This is a genomic window from Lacrimispora algidixylanolytica (assembly GCF_003609635.1).
GTDB lineage: Bacteria > Bacillota > Clostridia > Lachnospirales > Lachnospiraceae > Lacrimispora > Lacrimispora algidixylanolytica.
In genome coordinates this window covers 132,318-157,308 of record NZ_MCIA01000030.1, presented here as the reverse complement: position 1 = coordinate 157,308, position 24,991 = coordinate 132,318, and the positions used below count along the sequence as shown (strand labels likewise).

28 protein-coding genes and 1 riboswitch are annotated in these 24,991 nt (G+C 42.0%); of the genes, 27 read left to right on the top strand and 1 reads right to left on the bottom strand.

Annotated features, from left to right (window positions below; translation table 11 throughout):
- Positions 1 to 21: 21 nt before the first annotated feature.
- The 13 genes from BET01_RS14645 (at position 22) to BET01_RS14585 (ending at position 10,599) form a co-directional block, all read left to right on the top strand.
- Positions 22 to 159, top strand: coding sequence for a FeoB-associated Cys-rich membrane protein (locus tag BET01_RS14645; RefSeq protein WP_120197548.1), 138 nt, complete (start codon positions 22 to 24; stop codon positions 157 to 159).
- Positions 160 to 195: 36 nt separating this feature from the next.
- Positions 196 to 687 carry a transcriptional repressor gene (locus tag BET01_RS14640; RefSeq protein ID WP_120197547.1) on the top strand — a complete coding sequence of 164 codons (492 nt, stop codon included), beginning with the start codon at positions 196 to 198 and terminating at the stop codon, positions 685 to 687.
- Between the two features lie 44 nt (positions 688 to 731).
- Positions 732 to 1,346, top strand: a complete 615-nt coding sequence (locus BET01_RS14635) for an HD-GYP domain-containing protein (RefSeq protein ID WP_120197546.1) — start codon at positions 732 to 734, stop codon at positions 1,344 to 1,346.
- Positions 1,347 to 1,514: 168 nt separating this feature from the next.
- A riboswitch (TPP riboswitch) is annotated at positions 1,515 to 1,626 on the top strand.
- 176 nt (positions 1,627 to 1,802) lie between these two features.
- Complete coding sequence (locus BET01_RS14630) at positions 1,803 to 2,099, top strand: thiamine-binding protein (protein WP_120197545.1); 297 nt, start codon at positions 1,803 to 1,805, stop codon at positions 2,097 to 2,099.
- Positions 2,068 to 2,832, top strand: a complete 765-nt coding sequence (locus BET01_RS14625) for an ABC transporter permease (RefSeq protein ID WP_120197544.1) — start codon at positions 2,068 to 2,070, stop codon at positions 2,830 to 2,832. The genes BET01_RS14630 and BET01_RS14625 overlap by 32 nt, the downstream gene beginning before the upstream one ends.
- Before the next feature lie 19 nt (positions 2,833 to 2,851).
- The gene (locus tag BET01_RS14620) at positions 2,852 to 3,862 is read left to right on the top strand and encodes an ABC transporter substrate-binding protein (protein ID WP_120197543.1); all 1,011 of its coding nucleotides are present in this window, start codon (positions 2,852 to 2,854) and stop codon (positions 3,860 to 3,862) included.
- A 17-nt stretch (positions 3,863 to 3,879) separates the two neighbouring features.
- Positions 3,880 to 4,632 carry an ABC transporter ATP-binding protein gene (locus tag BET01_RS14615; protein WP_120197542.1) on the top strand — a complete coding sequence of 251 codons (753 nt, stop codon included), beginning with the start codon at positions 3,880 to 3,882 and terminating at the stop codon, positions 4,630 to 4,632.
- Between the two features lie 88 nt (positions 4,633 to 4,720).
- Complete coding sequence (locus BET01_RS14610; protein ID WP_120197634.1) at positions 4,721 to 6,130, top strand: L,D-transpeptidase family protein; 1,410 nt, start codon at positions 4,721 to 4,723, stop codon at positions 6,128 to 6,130.
- A 102-nt stretch (positions 6,131 to 6,232) separates the two neighbouring features.
- Positions 6,233 to 6,988, top strand: a complete 756-nt coding sequence (locus tag BET01_RS14605) for a nucleoside phosphorylase (RefSeq protein WP_120197541.1) — start codon at positions 6,233 to 6,235, stop codon at positions 6,986 to 6,988.
- Between the two features lie 2 nt (positions 6,989 to 6,990).
- Complete coding sequence (locus BET01_RS14600) at positions 6,991 to 7,593, top strand: ECF transporter S component (protein WP_120197633.1); 603 nt, start codon at positions 6,991 to 6,993, stop codon at positions 7,591 to 7,593.
- A gap of 19 nt (positions 7,594 to 7,612) precedes the next feature.
- Positions 7,613 to 8,386 carry an energy-coupling factor transporter transmembrane component T family protein gene (locus BET01_RS14595; protein WP_120197540.1) on the top strand — a complete coding sequence of 258 codons (774 nt, stop codon included), beginning with the start codon at positions 7,613 to 7,615 and terminating at the stop codon, positions 8,384 to 8,386.
- Entirely contained in the window at positions 8,377 to 10,071 is a 1,695-nt protein-coding gene (locus BET01_RS14590) for an ABC transporter ATP-binding protein (RefSeq protein WP_120197539.1), read from the top strand. Before BET01_RS14595 ends, BET01_RS14590 begins: the two co-directional genes overlap by 10 nt.
- Before the next feature lie 6 nt (positions 10,072 to 10,077).
- Positions 10,078 to 10,599 (top strand): transcription repressor NadR, encoded by a 522-nt coding sequence (locus tag BET01_RS14585; protein ID WP_120197538.1) that lies wholly within the window; start codon positions 10,078 to 10,080, stop codon positions 10,597 to 10,599.
- Between the two features lie 59 nt (positions 10,600 to 10,658).
- Here BET01_RS14585 and BET01_RS14580 read toward each other — a convergent pair whose 3' ends face one another.
- Positions 10,659 to 11,159: a hypothetical protein gene (locus BET01_RS14580; RefSeq protein ID WP_120197537.1), complete on the bottom strand. Its 501-nt coding sequence runs from the start codon at positions 11,157 to 11,159 to the stop codon at positions 10,659 to 10,661.
- Positions 11,160 to 11,355: 196 nt separating this feature from the next.
- Between BET01_RS14580 and BET01_RS14575 the strand changes: the two genes are divergently transcribed.
- From BET01_RS14575 to rhaM, 14 genes are all read left to right on the top strand, one after another.
- The gene (locus BET01_RS14575) at positions 11,356 to 13,077 is read left to right on the top strand and encodes a L,D-transpeptidase family protein (RefSeq protein ID WP_120197536.1); all 1,722 of its coding nucleotides are present in this window, start codon (positions 11,356 to 11,358) and stop codon (positions 13,075 to 13,077) included.
- A 51-nt stretch (positions 13,078 to 13,128) separates the two neighbouring features.
- Positions 13,129 to 13,452, top strand: a complete 324-nt coding sequence (locus BET01_RS14570; protein WP_120197535.1) for a hypothetical protein — start codon at positions 13,129 to 13,131, stop codon at positions 13,450 to 13,452.
- An 11-nt stretch (positions 13,453 to 13,463) separates the two neighbouring features.
- Positions 13,464 to 13,739 carry a GNAT family acetyltransferase gene (locus BET01_RS14565; RefSeq protein ID WP_120197534.1) on the top strand — a complete coding sequence of 92 codons (276 nt, stop codon included), beginning with the start codon at positions 13,464 to 13,466 and terminating at the stop codon, positions 13,737 to 13,739.
- Between the two features lie 96 nt (positions 13,740 to 13,835).
- The gene (locus BET01_RS14560; protein WP_120197533.1) at positions 13,836 to 15,509 is read left to right on the top strand and encodes a glutamine--tRNA ligase/YqeY domain fusion protein; all 1,674 of its coding nucleotides are present in this window, start codon (positions 13,836 to 13,838) and stop codon (positions 15,507 to 15,509) included.
- A gap of 99 nt (positions 15,510 to 15,608) precedes the next feature.
- Entirely contained in the window at positions 15,609 to 17,057 is a 1,449-nt protein-coding gene (pdxR, locus tag BET01_RS14555) for a MocR-like pyridoxine biosynthesis transcription factor PdxR (protein ID WP_120197532.1), read from the top strand.
- A complete protein-coding gene (locus tag BET01_RS14550; RefSeq protein WP_158585076.1) occupies positions 17,050 to 17,925 on the top strand; it encodes an MORN repeat-containing protein in 876 nt (291 codons plus the stop codon). Before pdxR ends, BET01_RS14550 begins: the two co-directional genes overlap by 8 nt.
- A 15-nt stretch (positions 17,926 to 17,940) precedes the next feature.
- On the top strand, positions 17,941 to 18,915 hold the full coding sequence (locus BET01_RS14545) for an AraC family transcriptional regulator (RefSeq protein ID WP_120197530.1): 975 nt from the start codon (positions 17,941 to 17,943) through the stop codon (positions 18,913 to 18,915).
- A 205-nt stretch (positions 18,916 to 19,120) separates the two neighbouring features.
- On the top strand, positions 19,121 to 19,363 hold the full coding sequence (locus BET01_RS14540) for a hypothetical protein (protein ID WP_120197529.1): 243 nt from the start codon (positions 19,121 to 19,123) through the stop codon (positions 19,361 to 19,363).
- A 316-nt stretch (positions 19,364 to 19,679) separates the two neighbouring features.
- Complete coding sequence (locus tag BET01_RS14535; protein ID WP_120197528.1) at positions 19,680 to 21,623, top strand: aconitate hydratase; 1,944 nt, start codon at positions 19,680 to 19,682, stop codon at positions 21,621 to 21,623.
- A gap of 39 nt (positions 21,624 to 21,662) precedes the next feature.
- Complete coding sequence (locus tag BET01_RS22120; RefSeq protein ID WP_243117237.1) at positions 21,663 to 21,923, top strand: hypothetical protein; 261 nt, start codon at positions 21,663 to 21,665, stop codon at positions 21,921 to 21,923.
- 92 nt (positions 21,924 to 22,015) lie between these two features.
- Positions 22,016 to 22,147 carry a hypothetical protein gene (locus BET01_RS22260; protein WP_279221936.1) on the top strand — a complete coding sequence of 44 codons (132 nt, stop codon included), beginning with the start codon at positions 22,016 to 22,018 and terminating at the stop codon, positions 22,145 to 22,147.
- Between the two features lie 82 nt (positions 22,148 to 22,229).
- Positions 22,230 to 23,099 carry a LysR family transcriptional regulator gene (locus BET01_RS14525; protein ID WP_120197527.1) on the top strand — a complete coding sequence of 290 codons (870 nt, stop codon included), beginning with the start codon at positions 22,230 to 22,232 and terminating at the stop codon, positions 23,097 to 23,099.
- Between the two features lie 127 nt (positions 23,100 to 23,226).
- Positions 23,227 to 24,663, top strand: a complete 1,437-nt coding sequence (rhaB, locus tag BET01_RS14520; protein ID WP_120197526.1) for a rhamnulokinase — start codon at positions 23,227 to 23,229, stop codon at positions 24,661 to 24,663.
- A 13-nt stretch (positions 24,664 to 24,676) separates the two neighbouring features.
- Positions 24,677 to 24,991 (top strand): L-rhamnose mutarotase, encoded by a 315-nt coding sequence (gene rhaM, locus BET01_RS14515; protein WP_120197525.1) that lies wholly within the window; start codon positions 24,677 to 24,679, stop codon positions 24,989 to 24,991.

The window sequence follows — 24,991 nt, the reverse complement described above, 5'->3', positions numbered from 1 at the left end:
CGATATATAAGGAGGGTAATCATGGGAACAATTATTGTTTTATTAATTGTAATCGGCGGAGTAACATTAGCAGTTAAAAGCCTGATACGTGACAAGAAAAATGGAAAGTCCATCCAATGCGGTCAATCATGCAAGGATTGCGGAGGACATTGTAGCTAATAACCCCTATTAAGACCAGTAAACGGAGGTGCCATAATGGAAAATCGCAACATGATCAGTGAAAAAAGAAAAGTGACTGACTCCAGAAGCTATCACACATCAAGAATGCAGAAGGAACTTATTATTGAACGACTGAAGGAAAAAGGATGCAGAATAACAAAACAGCGCCTCACGCTGCTGGATATCATCCTAGGACATGAGTGTTCCAGTTGTAAAGAGATATATTATAAAGCATCAAAGGTTGATGAAAGCATTGGTGCAGCTACCGTCTATCGCATGGTAAATGTGTTAGAGGAGATTGGTGCCATCAGTAGAAAGAACATGTATAAAATCGCCTATTCAGAAACCTGCGCCATGGAAAATGCGTGTACCGTCATTCTTGACGATGAAACTACGTATCATTTATCCGCAAAAAACTGGAATCTGGTTGTTCGAGCTGGACTTTCTGCCTGCGGTTATTTAAGCAACCAAAAGATTGCGTCTATTTCCGTAAAGCCTTGTGAATGTGAACAGGCCGGATGTTACTAATTAATGGTTAGCGATTACTAACTTGAATAAGAGTAAATAAAAATATGAATATAGAAGCCAGATTTGAGCTATGCAGTGATGGGATTGATTATCATGAAATCATAGAGTGTATTGTAAGTGCACTGGATGCAAAAGACCCTTATACAGCCGGGCATTCTCAAAGGGTCAGCGAAATGGCGCTGGCCCTTTCTGGGGTTTTGGGGCTTCCTGAGGCTGAGGTGGATAAGATCCATGTTGCGGCTCACCTTCATGATATTGGTAAGATAGGTGTTCCGGATGCAATCTTAAATAAACCGGACAGGCTTCAGGAAGAAGAATGGGCTGCCATAAAAAAGCATCCCAAGACGGGTGCTGATATATTAAGCAAATCCAGGCATTTAAATGAATTAAAGGATATTGTTCTTTACCATCATGAGAGCTATGATGGTAAGGGATATCCAAGTGGATTAAAAGGAAAAGAAATTCCACTTGGAGCAAGGATTATAGCCATCTGCGATTCCATAGATGCGATGACCTCTGACCGTGGCTACCGAAAGGCCTATTCCTTAGATTACTGCTATGAGGAAATTAAAAAAAATCTTGGTAAGATGTATGACCCGGATATCGGGGCACTGGCGTTGTTGCACTGGTCTAAAGTGACAGCATCCGTCAAAAAGTAATATAATTTATCATATAGAGAGGAAAGCGAAGAAGAATATTTCCAACGACGTCCGCCCTTTTGTATAACATGTCCAACCTGGGGATCAGTCTATCAGGCATGCAGAACTTATGAAATGAGTGAGTGGGTAAACTTGACTTTGTTTCTGGTTCGATGTATACTTTCAATGAAAACTAAAAAGGGGTGCTGGATCCTATCCGGCTGAGATAAAACAGTGATGTTTTAAACCCTGTAACCTGATCTGGATAATGCCAGCGTAGGAAACTTTCAGGCTTTGCCTGTTAACCCGCCCGGATATCCGGGCGGGTTTTTATCATATAGGAAAGTTCATCCTATATGATAAAACCTTCCGGGGGATGCGCACTCCGCGCCAAGGTAGTATAGTTGCTAAAGCAACTGCGCTCCAGCGCAAGAGTCCGCAAGCGGACACTTTTATTTAAGAAAAGGAGAGAAAAATATGAATGCAAGCGTAGCAATCCAAACACTTCCAGAAGCAAAAAATGATGAGGAATTAATCCGTATTGTAGATCTGGTCATAGATTATATCAAAAGTACGGGACTTAATTATTATGTAGGTCCCTTTGAGACTGCCATAGAAGGGGATTACGATGAACTGATGGATATTATAAAGGAATGTCAGCACATCGCCATTCGTGCAGGCGCTCCTTCTGTGGCCGCTTATATCAAAGTTACCTATCGGCCAGAAGGAGAGGTTTTAACCATTGAAAAGAAAGTCACAAAGCATCACCAATAAGCTGTGGTCATGCTCTGCAGTATTGGGACTTCTTTTCCTATGGCAGGGGATATCTTCCCTGAGACTTATAGAGCCTTATTTACTTCCATCTCCAGAAAGGGTAGGAAGAGCGTTAATAACTGAATTTCCAGTCCTGATGGAGCATGCAAAGATAACACTGACAGAGGCATTTGCAGGGCTTTTTCTAGGAGTGGTCATAGGTTTTATCATTGCAATCATTATGGATCATTTTGATAAGGTCTACCGGGCCTTCTATCCTTTGATTGTTTTGACTCAGACCGTTCCTACGGTGGCTCTTGCTCCGTTACTTGTATTATGGTTTGGTTATGAGATGACCCCAAAGATCATTCTCATTGTAATGACCACATTCTTTCCGGTTACCATAGGGCTTCTTTCCGGGTTTCGATCTCAGGACCCGGATGCAGTCAGTCTTTTACGGTCCATGGGAGCCGGGCCTGTTAGCATATTTCGATATATCAAGCTTCCTGGGGCCATGAAACAGTTCTTTTCCAGCTTTCGCATCTCTGCCTCATACGCAGTGGTGGGAGCCGTTATTTCGGAGTGGCTTGGTGGGTTTGGTGGTCTTGGAGTGTATATGACCCGAGTGAAAAAAGCATTTGCTTTTGATAAGATGTTTGCAGTAATCATTCTAATATCAATTATCAGCCTTCTTCTTATGAAGGGAGTGGACATGCTTTCTAAAAAATGCATGCCATGGGAACAGAAACAATAGAATTAATTTGGAGGAAATTATGAAAAAAGTACGTTTGGCAATCTTAATTGCGGCCACAGTTGTTGCATCCTTAAGCGCCTGCCAAAAGCAGGATAAGCAGGCAGTAAATACAGAAACGAAGGATTTGAAAAAAGTAACATTTGTACTAGACTGGACACCTAACACCAATCATACGGGCCTTTACGTAGCAAAGGAAAAGGGGTATTTTAAAGACGCAGGTCTTTCCGTAGAGATCGTGCAGCCACCAGAAGATGGAGCAGCAGTTTTGGTTGCTTCTGGGAAAGCGGAGTTTGGTATGTCGTTTCAGGATTCCATGGCACCCGCTTTGGTTGGGGAAAATGCCCTTCCTATTACAGCAGTAGCAGCTGTGATTCAACATAATACTTCCGGAATTATCTCAAGAAAAGGGGAAGGAATGGATTCTCCCAAAGGGCTGGAAGGAAAGAAATATGCCACCTGGGATAGCCCAGTGGAAAAAGCTATGATGAAAGACGTGGTGGAAGCAGACGGTGGTGATTTTTCCAAGGTGGAAATGATTCCAAGCACAGTAACCGATGAAGTTTCTGCGTTGAAAACAAAATCAGTTGATGCGATTTGGATCTTTTATGCCTGGGCTGGTGTAAAGATGGAACAGGTAGGACTTGAAACAGACTATTTCACATTTGCAGATATAAACCCAGCTTTTGATTACTATACCCCTGTAGTGATTGCTGGCAATGAATTTTTAAAGAAGGATCCAGAGACAGCAAGAGCATTTCTTGCCGCCTTAAGCAAGGGGTATGAAGATGCAGTGAAGAATCCAGAAGAAGCGGCTGGGATTTTATTAAAAGCAGCACCAGAGCTTGATAAAAATCTTGTCCTGGAGAGCCAGAAATATCTTGCAGATAAATATCAGGCCGATGTAGATGTTTGGGGATATATCGATCCGAAACGATGGAACCGGTTTTATAACTGGCTCAATGAAAATGGGCTCTCAAACCCTGAGATTCCAGAAAACACTGGTTTTTCTAACGATTATTTACCCCAGTAATGGGTTAGGAGGATTACATGGTACATTTAGAGGCCAAGGGCATAAAGAAATCCTTTGACGGCAGAACCATCTTAGAGGGGGTCTCCTTAGAACTTAGAGAGGGGGAGTTAGTTTCCCTTCTTGGAGCCAGTGGCGGAGGAAAAACCACGCTATTCCAGGTTCTTGCGGGACTTTGCATCCCAGAGGAAGGGCATGTATTGATAGATGGGGAAGAGGTCACAGGGAAACCTGGAAAAGTCAGTTATATGCTGCAAAAAGATTTATTGCTTCCTTACCGGACGGTTGTAGATAATGTTGCCCTTCCTCTACTGATTGGTGGAATGAAGAAAAGGGAAGCTAGAAGCAAAGCCTCCCAATACTTCACCCTGTTTGGTTTGGAGGGAACGCAGAAGAAATACCCCTCCCAGCTTTCTGGTGGTATGAGGCAAAGGGCTGCCCTTTTAAGGACTTATTTATTCTCAAGGCCCATTGCTCTTTTGGATGAACCATTTTCCGCTCTTGATATGCTGACCAAACATGCCATGCATGAGTGGTACTTAAAGGTGATGGAGGAGATTAAGTTATCCACTTTATTTATTACCCATGATATTGACGAAGCCATTCTTTTATCTGACCGAATACTCCTTTTAACCGGAGCCCCTGGCAGAATAACCAAAGAGATTATAATCAGGGAGGAAAAGCCAAGAAATAAGGAGTTTCACATATCAGAAGAATTTCTGGAATACAAAAGAGAGATTCTAAAGCATCTTGAGAGTGAAAAAATTAGGTGATTTTTACGCTTGTTATTCCGTTTGAATCGTGTTACCCTAGAAAAGTATGGGAATTATTTCCATAAAATACAGCAAAGGATTTGAGGGAATGAACAGGAAAAGAAATCATGTACTTACATTAGCTAAAGTCCTTATTCTGACAGGAGTATTTATGCTGGCAGGACAAGGAAGTGCACTGGCAGATGTTTCTTTAAAATTTGTACCTGGAACAAAGATCAATGGAGTTTTCGTTGGCGGTATGACAGTAGAGGAAGCAAAAGTACAGATAGAGGGTTTTTATGGAAGAGAGTATAATCTCACGCTTAAGTCAAGGGATGGTAAGAGTGAGGTGATAAAAGGTTCTGAGGTCTCCTATCAAGTGGTGATCACCGATGGATTAAAGACCATTTTGGATGAACAAAATGCTTCCGGGCGTGTGGCAGGACCTGCTGAGGATAACAGCCGCAGCTTAAAAAGTACGGTGTCCTTTGATGGGGCTAAATTAAAAGAGAAGCTAAACGGCCTTTCTTTTGTAAGCGGTCAGGGAATCGTATCCACAGTGAATGCAAAGATATCTTCTTTTCAGCAGGGAGAACCGTTTGCCATTATTCCAGAAGTTCAGGGAAACAGCGTGAATATGGGAAAGCTGGAGGAAGTGGTTAAGAATGGGTTAAACCAGGAACTTCGGGAGATTAATGTAGTAGACTCTGGTTGCTATGACGCTGTTACCGTTACAAAGGATGACCCGGGTTTAAAGACCCAGTGTGAGGCCCTGAATAAGGTAAGAGAGATGCAGATCACCTATACGTTTGGAAGCAAATCAGAGGTTCTGGGCGGAGAGGAGTTAAGTTCCTGGATCACCGGAGGAGCAGATGGTTCCATTTTGGTGAATCAGGACAAGGCAGCAGCCTACATAAAGTCCTTGGGAGACAAGTACGATACGTTTGGAAGAGAACGAAGTTTTCGTACTACGTCTGGAAAGGATATTCCTCTTTCCGGTGCTTATGGCTGGCAGATCGATCAACCCACGGAGATCCAGGCTTTAATGGCAGTGATTCGTACCGGACAAAGCCAGACCAGAGAACCGAAATACTCGAAAACTGCCGCTGATCGGAATAATGACTGGGGCGGAACCTATGTAGAAGCAGATATGAGTGCCCAGCATGTTTACATGTATAAGGACGGGGCACTGGTTTGGGACGCTCCATGCGTAACTGGAAACGTTTCTAAGAAGTATACAACTCCTGGAGGACTCTTTACCCTGTCTTATAAGCAGACAGACCGGGTTCTTCGTGGTGATAAGAAGGCAGATGGAACCTACGAATATGAGAGTCCGGTAAATTACTGGATGCCTTTTAATGGAGGGATTGGTTTCCATGATGCCAATTGGAGGAGTAAGTTTGGGGGAGCCATATATCAGACCAATGGTAGCCATGGCTGTGTCAATCTGCCTCCGAAAAAAGCAAAGGATCTTTACACCTTAGTCTATGCTGGAATACCTGTTATCTGTTTTTATTAAGTAAGAAGAAAGGGGCTGTCTTGTCATCTGGCAACAGATTGACAAGACAGCCCCTTTGTGTTACATTGATGACATTAAATGGCAGAAAGGAGAAACCATCTTATGTCAGAAATAATGCCTCATATTAAGCTATCTCTAAATCAGGCGGCCCCCTTTGCTCTTCTTCCTGGTGACCCCAAAAGACTAGAGCGAATCGCCCCCTATTTAGAGGATGTAGAGGAACTTGCTTTTAACCGGGAATTTAAAAGCTTAAGGGGAAGCTTTCACGGAATCCAGGTAATGGCAGTGTCCACTGGGATCGGAGGCGCATCGGCAGCCATTGCAGTGGAAGAGCTTCATCGGATTGGAGTAAAGGCAATGATACGGATCGGAAGTTGTGGCGCTCTTAAAAAGGGAATCCATCTGGGAGACTTAATCATAGCAAATGGCGCTGTGAGAAATGATGGAGCCTCCGCCTCTTATGTAGATTTAGCATACCCGGCAGTTCCTGATCCAGAGCTTTTTGTGGCCCTGATGGAGAGTGCCAGGGAATTAGGGTCAGTCTTTCATACCGGCATTGTAAGAAGTCATGACAGCTTCTATATCGATGATGAGAAAGAAGTATGTGACTACTGGTCAAAAAGGGGAGTGCTTGGTTCTGATATGGAGACCTCGGCCCTTTTTGTGGCAGGTGGTTTAAGGGGCGTAAAAACTGCCTCCATCTTGAATACCGTGGTCCAGTATGAGGAATCCTTAGAAGAGAACATAAACCTTTATACGGATGGGGAATCGGCTATGATGAGGGGAGAACAAACAGAGATCCTGACAGCGCTTCATGCATTTGTTCGGATCAGTCAGAATCAGGAAGGGAGAATATGAAAATGAAACAGTTATTTAAGACGAAATGGAATGCAGCCTGCTTTGTGCTGATTCCAGCCTGTATCGGTATCAATTATCTGGGGAAATTATTTGCTTCTGTTCTTAAACTGCCTCTATGGCTGGACTCCATTGGTACCTGCATTGGAGGAATTCTTGGAGGGCCAATCATTGGCGGTATCTGCGGAGCTGCCAATAACCTGATATTTGGTTTTACCACTGGGGATTCCATTACACTGGTATATGCCTTAACCAGTCTTGGTATTGGTGCGGCAGTAGGTATTATGGCAAGGCTTGGCCATATGAAAACCCTTTCTGGTGCGCTTTTGACTGCTTGTGTGGCTGGTTTCACTGCGGTTGTGATTTCCACTCCTTTAAACCTGATTTTCTGGGGAGGAACCACTGGAAATATCTGGGGAGATGCTGTATTTGCCTGGTCCCAGGCTTCTGGTCTTCCAGTCATCCTTGGTTCTTTTCTCGATGAAGTAGTTGTGGATATTCCAGATAAGTTTATCACCCTTTTGATTGTTTTTACCATTGTAAAGGGACTTCCTAGAAAACTTACCTCTTTGTATGAACTGGATGATGAAGTAGTTAGCTTGGACTAAAGAAAAAGGCGGATTATTGATGAAAAGCATTAGTCTTTATGTGGATCAGGATACTTTTTTAACTAGACTTCATTCCTTTTCCAAGTTATATTATATTGTTGTAGCCATTATCATTCCCTTAATCGGGGGCAGTTTAGGCTTATATGGCTTGTGTCTGGGTTTAAGCTTTTGCCTTATCATAGCAGGAAGAATCGTAAAAAGAGTATTACCCTTGATTGCATTTTCCTTTACCATAATTTTGACTGTGTTTTTAATCCACGGTCTGTTTAACCAGGAGAATGAACAGATTTTGTTTTCTTTGGGCCCCCTTATCTTTTATCAGGAAGGTCTTTTGTATGCAACGAAAATAGGTCTTAACATCTTAAACATGCTTCTTGCTTTTGCAGTCTTTGTTTTGACCACAAGGCCCGCAGTATTGGTGGATGATTTGGAACAAGCTGGTTTTTCTCCTAGATTTGGATATATGATTTCTTCTGTTTTTCAAATCATTCCCCAAATGATGGGAACCATGAATACCATTATGGATGCCCAAAGAAGCAGAGGGCTTGAGACGGAAGGGAATTTATTGGTAAGAACCAGGGCATTTATCCCCCTGATTTCACCTGTGGTCAATAGTTCCTTAATCAATACCAGAGAACGAGCCATCGCACTTGAGGTCCGGGGATTTGATTCCAAACAGAAAAAGACTTTTTTGCAGGACCATAAATTACAGAGAGAAGATAAGCTTTTTATGGCTTTTATGACCATACTTCTCATTGGCTCCGTTATATGGAGGATAACCACATGGCTTTGATTGAAGTGAAACAATTAAAATATCGCTATCCTCATACAGAAAAACTGGCCCTGGACGGAATTGATTTTACGGTGGAAAAAGGGGAATTTATAGGTGTCATTGGGGAAAACAAGGCGGGTAAGAGTACCTTGTGCCAGGCATTTGTAGGGCTGGTGCCATCAATGTTTCGAGGGGCTTATGGCGGTAAGTTATTTGTCGATGGAATGGAGGCAGGTAAAACTCCAGTTGCCGAGCTATGCCGCCACGTTGGGCTGGTGTTCCAAAATCCATTCAATCAATTATCCGGAGCAAAGGAGACTGTTTTTGAGGAGGTTGCCTTTGGCCTTCAAAATCTTGGGATTCCAAGGGGAGAGATTATCAGGCGGGTGGAGGATAATCTGGCCCGTCTCGATATCACAGAATATAGAAACAGGAATCCCTTTGATCTATCCGGGGGACAAACCCAGAGAGTGGCCATTGCCAGCATTCTTGCTATGGAGCCTCAGGTCATTGTACTTGATGAACCCACATCCCAATTGGACCCACAAGGAAGCGAGGAAGTATTTAAGGTAGTGGAAGCCTTAAAGCATACCGGAATCACAGTCCTCATGGTGGAGCATAAGATGGAAAAACTGGCAGAATATTGCGATAAGATCCTTCTGATGCATGAGGGAAAGCAAATCGCTTACGATACACCAGAGCAAATATTTTCCAGAGACGACTTAGACAAGTATGGAATACAACCTCCCGTTTATACCCGGGTGTCCAAGACCCTGAATATAAGCAAATCAGAATGGGAGAACAAAGAATACCCTGTTACTCTTTCCCAGATAGTGGAGTTAAAGGAAGACTTCCCAAAGAAGCTTACTGGCAGAACACGTTTAGAATACAGGGGAGATGAGAAACAAGAGGAGCTTTTTGATATTCAGGATTTGGAGTTTGGTTACACCTCTCAAAAACTTGTTATTCAAAACTTGTCATTGCAGCTTTCTAAAAACCCCACAGCCCTCATCGGTCAAAATGGTGCGGGAAAAACTACGTTAGTGAAACTATTGAAAGGGCTTTTAAAGCCCAATAGTGGTAGGATTCTCTTAAATGGCGAAGATATCTCTGGCAAATCCGTCGCAAAGCTGGCGGGAATGGTGGGATATGTATTCCAAAATCCCGATGACCAGATTTTTAAAACCAGGGTAATGGATGAAGTGATGGTAGGACCTCTTCATATTGGCATGAGCAAGGAAATGGCAACTGAGAAGGCTAGGTGGGCACTGGAAATGGTTGGTATGTCCCATTGGGAACAGGAAAATCCATACGATCTGGATCTATCCGAGCGAAAGATGGTAGCCATTGCTTCTGTAATCGCCATGGAACCAAAGGTGTTAATTCTTGATGAGCCGACTATCGCTCAAGATGACAGAGGCCGTAAGGTACTGGGATCAATCATAAAAAAGTTAAGTGAGAATGGAGTGTTTGTCCTAGCAATTCTTCATGACATGGATTTTGTGGCAGAATATTTTGACCGTGTTATTGTTATGGCTCATGGAGAGGTAATCTCTGACGGGCCAAAGGAATCAGTGTTTTACGAGAAGGAAAGCCTTACACTAGCCAGGCTTGAGCAGCCTCATATGGCCAGGCTCTGTGAGGCTTTGGACTATGAAGGAATATTTTTAACAGTAGAAGACTTAAAAGATAAAGGCAGGGAATAGCAGAAATTGGATGGAAACGAACGCAGACAAAAACTATATCTATTATTAAATGAGGAGGAAAAACCCATATCCGGAACAGAGCTCGCAAAGCAGTTTGGAGTGAGCCGGCAGGTAATCGTTCAGGATGTGGCGCTGATGCGGGCAGAGCAGATGGAGATTCTTTCCACCAACAAGGGATATGTGCTTCGCCGCAAGCCCTCCAAAGAGGCTGAAAGCTTTGTAAGGGTCTTTCAGGCCAGTCACAAGACGGAAGATACCTTAAGTGAGCTTTGGACCATTGTGGATTACGGTGGAAGGCTTCTTGATGTGTCTATTGAACATGAAGTCTATGGAGAAATCCATGTGGATCTTATCATCAATAACCGTCTGGATGCAGAGGAATTTATAGAGGCCCTTCAAACCTCCAAGGATCAGCCACTTAAGGTGCTAACCAACGGTTGTCATTACCATACGGTGGCGGCAGATTCCATAAAAAGTTTAGACCGGATCGAAGCGGAATTAAGGAAAAAGGGATTTCTTTGTGAATAAAAAAATAAGTACACCTGACTCTAGGAGAAATCTTATTAGAGTCAGGTGTTTTTTGCATATTATGATTCGGAGCAAAATACAATGACAGTCGAAGGTGTGGTCATAGCAGGTATGCTGCGGGTGGTAAACATGTAAAGAACAAAAAGGTGGTTTCCTCCTGGAGTGTAAAAAAATGATTGCCCATTAGGTAAAAGTACATCCGTAGAATCGGAATCACCAATATTAAGCTTTAAGGTCTCATCGGTATTTAAAAGATCGTCATTAAAATAATCAAACATAGCCTGATATCCATCGTCATTTTCAGCAAGTATGACAGCAGTAAATTGAGGCGGGTAAATCAGAGGCACAGGTGCACTTGTATCATAAATGGCAATAATGGGATCCCCTTGCTCAAAGGTATGCTGATCGAGAACATAAGTATTTGATTTGACGACAAAATTCACCTGACCGATACTTTCGCTCATGACGGAAATGAGCAGAGAACAGCTATGGTCCAAGGCAGAGTTTTTTAAGGGAGTGATGGAACTGACCGTTCCGTAAACAGGAGTATAGCGTGTCATGAAATATGTTTCCTTTGGAACATTCTTAGTTCCATCTTATGAAGGGTAAAACCGTCCTGTGAAAAATCTTAATAACTCTTTCATGGAAATCGTAATAAAAACGTCAAGAAATATACCATAAATATTTAGACATATTTTGCGTTTATCCGTTATAATTAATCCTGAACGAAAAGGATAGTAAAGAGGTAGGAAATAAATGGAAAAACAAGAACAGCGCAGCAGAAAGAAGAAGCCCTTTGGAGCATTAGGGTTTTCAGTAGTTGGAGGCGGAATTGTAGCAGTAGCGCTGATCGCTGCTTTTGCATATATTCAAGTGGGCAGGTCATACGAAAAGACATTTTTCCCTAATACCATTATCAATGGAATGGATGTTTCTAAAAAATCCGTGATGGACGTCAAAAAGATGATTGCCTTAACCATTGATGGGTATAAGCTTACTTTACAGGAGCGGGGAGGAACTAGCGAAGAGATAAAGGGCATGGATATCGGTTTAGAGGCCGTGTTCGACGGAAAGCTTGAGTCTATACTTGGGGAGCAAAAGCCACTTTCTTGGGCAAAACACTTAAAGACGCCCCAATCGTTTGAAATAGGAACGATGATTCAATTTGACCAGAATAAATTTGATTCTGTGGTATCTAAATTATCCTGTTTAATAGAAAATAATGAGGATAAAGCCCAGGATGCTTCTATCTCTGATTATGTATCAGGACAGGGATACCAGGTTGTAGCGGCGAAGGAAGGAAAAGAACTAAACCCTGAAAAGGTAAAGTCTGAGATTTCCAACGCAGTAATTGATTTAAAGCCAGAACTTTCTCTTGATGAGGCAGGAGCGTACATATCACCAAAAGTACCAACCAATGATCCTGGTCTTGTCAGCAAGGTACAGACGATGAATCAGTATGCGAACACCACCATTACATATAAATTCGGAGAAGAAAAAAAGAGCCTAAACGGAGATACCATTTCCAAATGGATTAAAACCGATGAAAGTGGAAAAGTATATTTAGACAGCAAATCAGTCAGTGAATTTGTAAAGGATCTGGCAACGAAATATGATACCGCATACAAGGCCAAAACTTTCACCACCTCTAGTGGTCAGCCAGTGAAAATAACAGGCGGAAGCTATGGCTGGAAGATCAATCAGGGCGCAGAAGCAGATGAATTGGCAGAACTAATCCGTTCTGGAAACAGTCAGGTAAGAGAGCCTATCTATAAACAGAAGGCGGCAAGCAGAGGTGCTCAGGATTATGGTAACACCTATGTGGAGATCAATCTGACGGCTCAGCATATCTACTATTATAAAGACGGTAAACTTGTTGTAGAATCAGATTTTGTATCAGGCAATGAATCCAAGGGTTGGTCTACACCAGCAGGGGTATACGCCCTTACTTATAAGGAAAGAGATGCAACTCTAAAAGGGGAAAATTACAGGACTCCAGTGGCTTATTGGATGCCCTTTAACGGCAATATTGGTCTTCACGATGCCAAATGGAGAAGTACCTTTGGCGGATCTATCTATAAAACCAGTGGATCTCATGGCTGTATTAATCTTCCTCCAGCCGTTGCAAAGACCATCTTTGAGAACATAAACGCAGGTATACCGGTTCTTTGCTACCATTTACCAGGAACCGAGTCTCTGACTACTTCCAATGGAACCGGGAAAAAGGATGAAACAAAGGCTCCGGTACAGCCAACGACACAGGCTACTACCCAGCCGACCACGGCAGCTCATACGACAGCCCCGACCACGGCGGCTCCTACTACGTCAGCACCAACGACAGCGCCTCAACCTACAACTTCAGTGGTAACGTCTCCAACGCAGACGACCCAGGCTTCGTCCCCTAATCCTTTTGATGATGAGGCTGGCCCAGGTGTATCGAAAAGTACAGGTAAGAAAAAAGTTGGACCAGGGATGTAAAAGATTTTTAGAATAGAATATAGTTAATGAAAGGCCAGCCTCCGGTGAGGAATAAAACCGGAGGTTGCTTCTTTTTATAGACAAATTATTTGGCTTTATCAACCAACACGGTCAGAATTTTTGTTAAAGCTTTCCTTTTCGAAGGATTTAAAACAAGATGAAATCAGTAGTATAATTTTAAGTTATAAAGAAGATTATATGAAAAAACTAAAAGATTATGGTAAAATGGAAGCATATATGAAACAAAATCAATCCGCATTTGATAAAGACCAGAGATTTTTTATCCATGCCCCTTTGCGATACGGAATTATTTCCGCAAAGTCGGTAGTTTCCTGGTGCGATGAAATGTTAAACGAAATCGATTTGTTGAAATAAGGAGAAGTGCTATGATAAAAAAAGAAACCTTCGTGCCCATACAATTCTTTAAAAAGGAACCTTACGCCGGAAGCATGAAAGGAATGCGTTACCGTCTAAAAAAGGAAGAGGCAGGCCTTGAGGTGACCGTATACCCAGAACCATACTGTTACGAAGCCACACCTGAGGAGCAGAAAACAAAGGAGGTTTTCCCCTTCTCGGAGGAAGGGAGGGTGCAGGCAGTGGAATGGATCAATCAGCAGTATGAAGAGAAAAAGGAAATATGGGAATCGGCCAGAAGAAAGTGAAAAAGGAACAAAACCCTGTTCTTTTCCCCCTTTTCTAAATGGATGAAGTATGGTATGATAATGTATTATTGGAAATACTGACATGGAGGAAGAAAGATGGAAGAGAACAAAGATGAAATTGTTTCTAAAAACTTTATTGAACAGGAGATAGATAAGGACCTTTCTGAAGGCGTGTATAATCACGTTCAGACAAGATTCCCTCCGGAGCCAAACGGTTATTTGCATATTGGACATGCGAAATCCATTTTACTTAACTATGGCCTGGCTCAAAAGTATGGTGGAACGTTCAACCTCCGTTTTGATGATACAAACCCAACAAAAGAGAAGACAGAATACGTAGAATCCATTATGGAAGACGTGAAGTGGCTGGGAGCAGAATTTAAAGACCGCCTTTTCTTCGCTTCTAATTATTTCCAGGAGATGTACGATTGTGCCATTCTTTTGATTAAAAAAGGAAAAGCCTTTGTCTGTGATTTAACCGCAGAAGAGATAAGGGAATACCGAGGCGATTTTAAGACTCCGGGAAAAGATAGCCCATACAGAAACCGAAGCGTGGAAGAGAATTTAAAGCTGTTTGAAGAGATGAAGAATGGCATTTATAAGGATGGAGAAAAGGTGCTCCGTGCTAAGATTGATATGCTTTCTCCAAATATCAATATGCGTGATCCAGTTATCTACCGCGTGGCTCGCATGAATCATCATAACACAGGAGATGCTTGGTGCATTTATCCCATGTATGATTATGCTCACCCCATTGAAGATGCCATCGAAAAGATCACCCATTCTATATGCACCTTGGAATTTGAAGATCATAGACCTTTGTATGACTGGGTGGTAAAGGAATGCGAATTTGAGAATCCTCCCCGCCAGATCGAGTTTGCAAAGCTTTATCTGACGAATGTTATAACTGGAAAACGATATATTAAAAAGCTGGTTGAAGATAACATTGTAGACGGCTGGGATGATCCCCGTCTTGTTTCCATTGCTGCTTTAAGAAGAAGAGGTTATACTCCAGAATCCCTTCGCATGTTCGTTGATCTTGTAGGTGTTTCAAAGGCCAACAGTTCCGTGGATTACGCCATGCTTGAATATTGTATCCGTGAAGATTTAAAGCTGAAAAAGCCAAGAGTAATGGCAATTTTAGATCCAATCAAGCTAGTGATTGACAATTATCCAGAAGAGACCATTGAATATCTGGATGCTCCCAATAATCTGGAGAACCCAGATTTAGGTGAGAGAAAGATACCTTTTGGCAAGGAACTTTATATTGAACGGGAAGATTTTATGGAAGAGCCTGTGAAAAAGTACTTCCGCCTATTCCCTGGCAATGAGGTTCGCCTTATGAATGCTTACTTTGTAACATGTACAAGCTGTGAAAAGGATGCAGACGGCAACGTTACTGTGGTACATTGTACCTACGATCCTGAGACAAGAAGTGGTTCTGGCTTTGAAGGAAGAAAAGTAAAGGGAACCATTCATTGGGTGGCAGCCGCTACCGCAGTTCAGGCAGAATGCCGTCTATATGAGAATATTGTGGATGAGGAAAAAGGCAAGTTTAACGAAGACGGAAGTCTGAACTTAAATCCAAACTCTCTGACCATCATAAAGAGCTGTTTTGTTGAGCCAGAGCTAACAAAAGCAAAGGCTTATGACAGCTTCCAGTTCGTAAGAAATGGATTTTTCTGTGTGGACTGTAAAGATAGCTCACCAGAGAATTTAGTATTTAACCGTATTGTATCCTTAAAGAGTTCCTTTAAGATAACAAAATAATAATGACAGGCTAGACTGCCGGTCAAGGAAAAATTGCTGCATGACCGAGATAAGTAAGGGTATGCGGCATTTTTCATACATTTAAAAGGAGGCGATTGCATGGAACTAATGATCCCTTTGAAAAATCAGACTGGACTTCCGTATTATAGTCAGATCTATACCTATATCAAAGAAGAGATAAAGAAAGGGAATCTAAAGCCTTCCACACGTTTGCCTTCCACCAGACAATTGGCAGAGCATTTAAAGATAAGCCGGAGCACCACTCAGATGGCGTATGAACAATTGCTCTCAGAAGGATATATTGAGGCGGTTCCTTATAAAGGGTATTATGTTTTAAGAATCGATGGTCTGGTTCATACGGGACAGGCGCTTTTGGAAAAGGGAAGTGCACTCATAAACCTTAATTCTACCCATTCAAGCACTAAGCCTGACTGGAGCGTTGATTTTTCTCCAAGAGGAATTGATCTTTGTGCGTTTCCCTTTAATACCTGGAGAAAGATATCGAAAAATACGCTGGTGGATGATAACCGGGAGATGTTTGTAGCAGGAGATCCTCAGGGAGAAGTTGGGTTTCGGGAAGCCATCCGTACTTATCTGCATTCTGCCAGAGGGGTAAATTGCTGTTCAGAGCAGATTATTGTGGGAGCAGGGAGTGAATACATGCTAATGCTGCTGTCCCAGATTCTATCTGGTGACCGTGTCATTGCCATGGAAAATCCTACGTACAAACAGGCATACCGTGTTTTTGATAGCTTAAAATACCAGGTGGTCCCCATCTTTATGGATCAGCAGGGAATGGATGTAGGACTTTTAGATGAAAGTGGTGCAGATACGGCCTATGTCATGCCCTCTCACCAATATCCTACGGGAATTGTCATGCCTGTAAAGCGTCGTCAAGAGCTTCTTTCCTGGGCTTATAAAAAGGAAGGCAGATATTTAATCGAAGATGATTATGATAGTGAATTCCGTTACAAGGGACAGCCTATTCCTGCTCTTCAGGGCATGGATCAAATGGATAAGGTCATTTATATAGGTACCTTTTCAAAATCCATTGCACCGGCCATTCGTGTGAGCTACATGGTGCTTCCAAAGTCTCTGCTGTCTGTTTACCAAGAGAAGGTGAGTTTCTATGCTTCTACCGTCTCTCGCATTGACCAAAATATCCTTTATCAGTTTATGGCAGAAGGTCATTACGAGCGACATCTAAACCGAATGAGGGCAGTTTATAAAGCAAAACATGACGCTCTCATTACAGGACTTAAACCTTTTGAGAGCCAATTTTTGATACGAGGAGAATATGCAGGACTTCATCTGCTTTTAACCGATCAAAGAGGAAGAACGGAAGAGGAGCTTATTAAAAAAGCAGCAGAAAGTAACGTAAAGGTATATGGAATGTCAGGATATTTTATTCATGAAGAGCATAACACGTATCCGCCTACCATTGTGCTGGGATTCGCCAGTCTGACGGAAGAAGAGATTGCCAAAGGGTTATTACTTCTTAAAAAGGCTTGGAGAGTGGAAGATGAAAAGGAGGGGTGCTGTGAATGATAAGTGGAAGGAAATAAAAAGACAGGAGAATCTCCGAGTACTTGCCGCTATTTTACTAACCGCACTTTTACTGTTTATTCTCGCTGTTGCAGGCACACTTCGCAACGGGAAGATGGCGCAAAATCAGACAGAAACTGCTATCTTAAAAACAGATTCCAGTAAGGATTCAGAGCGTTCAAAGATTGCATTGCCGGAAAAGGACAGTGATGATATTGCCCTTACCCAGGGGGATCAAGAATTCTTAAATAGTCTCATGGGGTATTTTGGCAACGGAGACCTAGAAGGAGCCGCCAGGCTTTTAGATAGCTATGAGATCTCCTGGAGTGAATTTCCGTGCATGTATGATGGAACGGCTATGTCTAAGAAGCTATTGGGAACAAAGGGACTGATATTTTTAAAGCCCTCCACTGTTTTTACTGGAGAATTTTTAAATGGGCAGCCAGAGGGATCGTGTACGGCCTTACAGGTGATTACCTTGGATGAGGGAAAGCGTTATGATTATTCTTATGGCACCTGGTCTGGAGGAAAGATGAACGGAAGCGGGGCCAGCGGCTATAATTATTACGATGGAGCAATTGGAGATATTAATCGAAAAAGCGCAAAAGAAGGGGTATTTAAGGACGACCAGATGGAGGGGGAAGTCACATATACCAGCACCAATACAACAGGAGAAACAACAAAATGGAGTTTTAAGACCTTGGCTGGAAAAATCGTGTTAGACGACCGTTGGATTCAGGAAAATGACAGCCAGGGTGGGATTGTCTATAAACTGATGGCAGATCAGGATGAAAAACATGCCTATACTTTAAGTGAGAGCAACATAGAGGAAGATCGATGGAAAAATTTCATTGAATTTTCAATAGATTAAAGGAGGCTTTGCTCTGTGAATCAGGAGATTATAAACCGTCTTGGAGTCATAACGGATGAGGAACGGGAAATCATAAATGGCCGTACAGAAATAGATCTAGAACGGTATACACAAGGCAAAGAGCTGGTAATTGACAGCAAAAAGATGCTGGAACACGGGAAGATGATCCGTATCAGGCCTCATACCAGATTTGTTCATTTTCCAAGGCATAAGCATAATTACATTGAAGTAATTTATATGTGCAAAGGAGAAACCACACATATCATTGACGGGGAGGAAGTGGTTTTAAAAACAGGAGAGTTGCTGTTTTTAAACCAGCATGCTGACCAGGAGATTCTCCCAGCAGGAGAAGATGATATTGCGGTGAATTTTATCATTCTGCCTGAATTTTTTGATACTGCCTTTGAGATGATGGGAGAGGAAGAAAATCTTTTGCGAGACTTTTTGGTAGGTAGTCTTTGCTTTGATCCCCGATATGCCAGTTTCCTTCATTTTCAAGTAGCAGATGCCCTTCCGATTCAGAATTTAGTGGAAAATATGGTGTGGACTCTTCTTAATGACCAACCAAATAAAAGAAGCATCAATCAGGTTACTATGGGACTTTTGTTTTTGCAGCTGATGCATTATACCGATAAGATCAGTCATACAAAAGAAGGTTTTGAGCAGAAGCTAATCTTTCAGGTGCTTAAATTTATTGATGAGAATTACAAAGAGGGAGAGTTAACGGAACTGGCAATATCCTTAAACTACAATATATACTGGTTAAGTAGGGCTATTAAGAAGCTGACCGGAAGGACCTATAAGGAGTTATTACAAATAAAACGGTTAAATAAGGCATCCTTTCTATTGTTAAACACGGGTCTATCGGTAACCAATATATCCATTGCGGTAGGTTATGATAATACCAGCTATTTTCATAGAATATTCCGAAGTTATTACAGCATGTCACCAAAAGAATACAGGGAAAAGAATAAGACCACGGGTTTATAGGATTATAATAACAAATAAAGAATCTAGATCTCCTTAAAAAGTGGCTCCTATCAGGGATTTAAACTATTTAGGAAATCTCAAATTCCAAATGAAAGCTTGGAAAAAAACAATTAATATTTGTTTGCTTTGTACTAAATGAAAAAGTATTTGCATATAATTGGTAATATATGGTTGACAAATAATTTCTGTGAAGGAGAGAACCGATATGCCAAGAGGAGTAAGAAAGACACCACTCGAAAAACTGAATGAAGAATTAAAAGAGGTAAGAGAATCCATGAAACAGTATAAGGATTGTCTTATTACATTAGAAGAAAAGGAAAAAGACATTCAAGATAAAATTAAGCTGGAACAGTTTAAAGAAGTATCATCAATATTGGACGAGCACGAGATGTCTATTATGGATTTAAAAGAGCTTTTGATCTCATCTAAAACAGAAGTGGCTGAATAACAGAAGCACTCAACATGCGATAACATAATAAAAAGGCTATGATACCATAATAAAAAGTTAAAGAGTCACAAAATGTGGTTATAGCAGAAGCTAGATGGATTAAAAGATCAGAAATCTTCACTGAAGATTCTGGTCTTTTTTTTGTATGGCAGTCTTTTAATAAACCAACTTCATTCAACGGGTGGTTATGATTGTTCTTATGATGCGTAGCAAAGAACCTATTCTTCTTTTGCATAGGAACATTCTTAAATTTCATTATGCACAAGGCATACAGCAAGGATAAAATAATACAAGAGTCAAATAGGGAGGTATATCCGTGGGAAAGTCATTAACACATAAGATCATTGAATCACATTTGGTTTCAGGAAACATGATTCCTGGAGAGGAAATATTTATAAAAGTGGACCAGACGCTGACCCATGACATCAATGCAGTCATGACCTATCTTGCGTTTGAGGCGGTAGGAATTGACCGCGTACGAACAGAATGCAGCGTCAGCTACTTGGATCACAACCTATTGTATGTAGATAATAAAACGCCGGATGATCACATTTATCTGCAATCCGTCGCGAAACGTTATGGAGTCCATGTATCACGTCCTGGTAACGGAATCTGTCATTCGGTTCATGTGGCACGGTTTGGGGTACCAGGGAAAATCAGTATGGGCGGTGACAGCCACACGCCTCATGGTGGATCCATTGGCATGCTTTGCATCGGAGTGGGAGGCATGGATGTGGCTACCGCAATGACCGGAGTTCCCATGCGTCTTACTATGCCAAAGGTCATAAAGGTGAACCTGTTAGGAGTATTAAAACCTGGTTGTAATTCAAAAGATATCATCTTAGAGATGCTGCGACGTGTCAGCATCAAAGGTGGACTTGGAAACGTGTATGAATATGTGGGCCCCGGTGCTGAGGCTTTGGAGGTTTCCGCCAGGGCTACCATCGCTAATATGGGAGCAGAAACTGGTGCAACAACCTCAATTTTCCCAGCAGATGAACAGGTTCGGAAATTTTTAATTTCCCAGGGCCGTGAGCAGGATTATAAGGAACTGCTTCCTGATTCAGATGCAGAGTATGACGGCTTCATTGAAATCAATCTAAGTGAGCTGGAACCGTTAATTTCCTGTCCTCATCAACCAGATAACGTTAAGCGCATCAGTGAGGTGGAAAAAAGGCCGGTGCAGCAGGTATTTATCGGAAGTTGTACCAATGCCAGTTATTCGGATATTGCAAAAGCAGCCCTGGTTTTAAAGGGTCATCAGGTAAATGAAAATGTAAGCTGCACCTGTGCAGTGGCATCAAAGCAGATTTATAAAAAACTGATGCAGGATGGATACATTGATATGTTACTTGATGCAGGAGTTCGGATGCTGGAAATCGCCTGCGGTCCTTGCTGCGCCATCGGGCAGACCCCTGCCACAAAGGGAATCGCAGTGCGTACTACCAACCGGAACTTTATAGGAAGGGCAGGTAATCCAACAGCAGAGATCTATCTGGTTAGCCCTGAAAGCGCTGCTGCGACTGCAATTACCGGGACCTTTGCCACTGCAGAGGAAATTCTTGGGATAGAGATTGGGAAGTTAGCAGAGGTGAAAGAGCCGAAAGAGTACAAAATTGATGATGGAATGCTCATTAAGCCTCTTCCTGAGGAGGAAGCATTAGAAGTAACTGTGGTGAGAGGCCCCAATATTAAGCCACTTCCGGTTCCGGATGCACCGCAAAATTATTTGTGTGCACCCATCAGCTTAAAAGGTCAAGATAACATTTCCACTGATGATATCACACCCGCAAGCGCTGAGTTTAGCAGTATGCGTTCTAACATTCCGCTTATGTCACAGTATTGCTATCACCGGTATGCTCCTGATTTTGCAGCGAGTGCAAAGGCCATGGGGGAAAGCATTATTATCGGTGGAGAGAATTATGGACAAGGTTCCTCCAGAGAACATGCAGCCATTAACCCCATGTATCTTGGGGTCAAGGCGGTAATCGCAAAAAGTATAGCAAGAATCCATAAGGGAAATTTAATCAATCATGGCATCATTCCTATGATATTTGCCAATCCCGCAGATTACGATGGTTTGGAACTAGAAGATGAGCTGGAAATTGAAAATCTGCTGGAACAGATTCCTACAAGGACGATAACCATAAAAAACAAAACACGTCATTTCCAGTTCGACGTCAAACTGGAGATAACGGATAACGAGATGGAGGTTGTTTTAAATGGAGGTCAGTTGACTTATTTGAAAAAGCAGCTTTAGAGAAATCATAACTATTTGGTGAAAGAAAGGGGAGAAACCATGGATAACAAAAGGGTTGCAGAAGATACATTTGGAGCATTGATTCAAGAGGAATATGAAAGAATAAAGCGCATGAAATCCACGACTGAAGTGACGGATTTTGGCAAACTTAACAAGATTATAATAGGGATTTTACCTGGAGACGGCATTGGGCCCATTATCATGGAACAGGCGCTTCGGGTGTTAAAAAAACTGGTACGGGGTGAAATTGATCGAGGAAAACCCTGTTTGAAGCAATCCACGGCACAGCTCCCAGTTTAATCTCCCAGGGCAGAGGGGAATATGCAGACCCCTGCAGCTTAATCCGAGCTATGGGTCAGATGCTCCAACATATTGGATATGGGGAACAGAAAGTGCTTTTGGATGAGGCACTGAATATTTGTGTTGCGACAGAGAAAAAAATAGTGGTCACGACCAGAAAGGAAGATGCCAGTGCGGCAGATTTTACAGATTATCTACTTTATACCTTAGAAAGAATAGGATAAACTCTTTTGGACATTTGACTTCCTCCTTGTATTAGATAAAGGGGTCTGATAAAATGGAAGAAAAGGACAAAGGGGCAATGTAATGAGAGATTCTGATTGGGAGATCCTGTATGAGCTTTACAAAAATCCAAATATGTCAAAGGCAGCCAGCCTGTTGTTTATGACCCAGCCTTCCCTTACAAAAAGGCTTCAAAACATGGAATCAGAATTTCAGGTGACCATTGTAAACAGAACACCACAGGGGCTGGAGTTTACCATAGAAGGTGAATTTCTGGCAAAGCAGGCGAAGACCTATCTGGATTTTATGAAGGAAACCAACCAGGGACTAAACGAATTAAAAGAAAGCGCAAAAGAGAGCATTGTCATCGGTTCTTCCTACACATACAGTAAATATACTCTTACAGATGTTTTGTACCAATATAAACAAACACATTCCAATGTTAATTTTCACATAGTGAATGATCAGAGTAATCTTCTTTTTAGAAAGCTTTTAGAGGGAACTGTTGATGTTGGCTTTATCCGGGGAGATTATGAGGGCGCTGTGAATAAAGTACTGATTGGTCAAAATCAGGCATATCTCATCACCAAGGAAAAGGTGGATTTTAGCCAGCTACCAAATTTGCAGCGAATCGCATATAGCACAAATGACCGTACCAAGGAGCTTTTAGATGAATGGTGGCAGGACCGTTATGGAACAGCCATGCCTTCCGGTATGGAGGTAGGCTTTATTGATTTCGCTTGGCAGCTAATCAGTAAGGGGCCGGGGTACACCAGTTGTTTTTTACCGAATAACTTTGTGAACGAATATAATCTTTGTCTGACTCCACTGACAAAAAAGGACGGATCTCCGGTGATTCGAAATACGTGGTTTATCTATCCAAAGAACAAGAGAAAGTCAAAGATGCTGGAAGATTTCATTCACTATGTGGAGCGAGAGCTTGCAATGAAATAATCCCACCTGACGAATAAAGCTTTCATGAGAAAGTGCAAATAAGGACGTTGTTTTAAATAAACAGCGTCCTTATTTTTTATATGAAAATGAATTATGATAGAAGAAGAAAAATATGGGAGGGGTAAGCATGAAAAAATACTATCTTGCCGTAGATATTGGAGCTTCCAGCGGACGCCATATTCTTGGGACGGTGAAAGAAGGAACGATTCTTCTGGAGGAGATATACCGCTTTGAGAACGGTATGAAGCCAAAGCAGGGAAAACTATGCTGGGATGTAGAGTCCTTATTTGCAGAGATCTTAGAAGGAATGAAACAGTGTAAGAAGCTTGGTAAGATTCCAGTAAGTATGGGAATTGATACCTGGGCGGTGGATTTTGTTCTTCTTAATAATGAAGGTGAAATTCTAGGAGAAGCGGTTGGGTATCGGGATGACAGGACGAAAGGCATGGATGAGGAGGTTTATAAGACCATACCTCTTACACAGCTTTATGAAAGAACTGGAATCCAAAAGCAGATCTTTAATACCATCTATCAGCTTACGGCAGTAAAGAATAAAACTCCAGAGCATTTAAAAGAAGCGGAAAGCTTTCTAATGATACCGGATTACTTTCACTACCTTCTGACTGGAGTAAAGAAACAAGAGTATACAAATGCTACCACCACTCAGCTTGTAAGTCCAGTTACGGGTACCTGGGATTACGATTTGATTCAGAGCCTGGGTCTTCCACAGAAGCTTTTTGGACCGCTTTCCATGCCAGGAACTCTGGTAGGCGGGCTTACTAAAAAGGTAAAAGAAGAAGTGGGCTTTGATTGTCAGGTGATACTTCCTGCCACTCATGATACCGCCTCCGCAGTTATGGCAGTTCCAGTTGTTCCCGGTGCATCCATGGAAGATATGTTGTATATCAGTTCAGGGACATGGTCCTTAATGGGAACCGAGCTTTTAAAAGCAGATTGTTCTGTGCAAAGTATGGAAGCGAATTTTACAAACGAAGGTGGATATGATACCCGTTATCGGTATTTAAAGAATATTATGGGTCTTTGGATGATTCAGTCCGTGAAAAAAGAGCTTTCACAAAAAGGGGAAGAATATTCCTTTGCACAGCTTTGCGAGATGGCTTCAAAGGAATCCATAAGTTCTCTTGTGGACTGCAATGACACCGCATTTCTGGCACCGGAAAGTATGATAACGGCAGTAAAAGAGTATTGCAGGGAGAAGGATTTACAGGTTCCAAACACGCCTGGAGAGATTTCAGCAGTTATCTATAACAGTTTAGCCGTTTGCTACGCTCAGACGGTGAAAGAGCTGGAATCCATTACCGGCAAAACATATGAGTCCATACATGTGGTGGGCGGCGGTTCTAACGCAGAGTATCTAAACCAGCTAACGGCAGACTTTACGGAGCGAACCGTATATGCAGGACCAGGAGAGGCCACTGCCATTGGAAACTTGCTTGCACAGATGCTTGCAAATCATGAATTTAATGGTTTAAAACAGGCAAGAGAAGTAGTATATCAGTCTTTTGCAGTGAAAGAATATAAGTCTTTGAAACAATCGGAATAAAGGAGAAAAATATATGATCAGAAAATCATTTAAAATGTACTTAAATGAAGGAATGGCGGAAGAATATGAAAAGAGGCACAATATGCTCTGGCCGGAGATGAGGGAAATGATCAATCAGTGCGGGGGTCATAATTATTCCATATTTTTAGACGAAGAAACCAATGTTCTTTATGGCTATATTGAGATTGAGGATGAGGAGAGATGGGCCAAATCAGCCGATACTCCAATCAACCGAAAATGGTGGGATTTCATGGCAGATATTATGAGCACCAACCCGGACAATAGCCCTGTATCTGTTTCACTCAAACCGGTATTTCATCTGGATTAA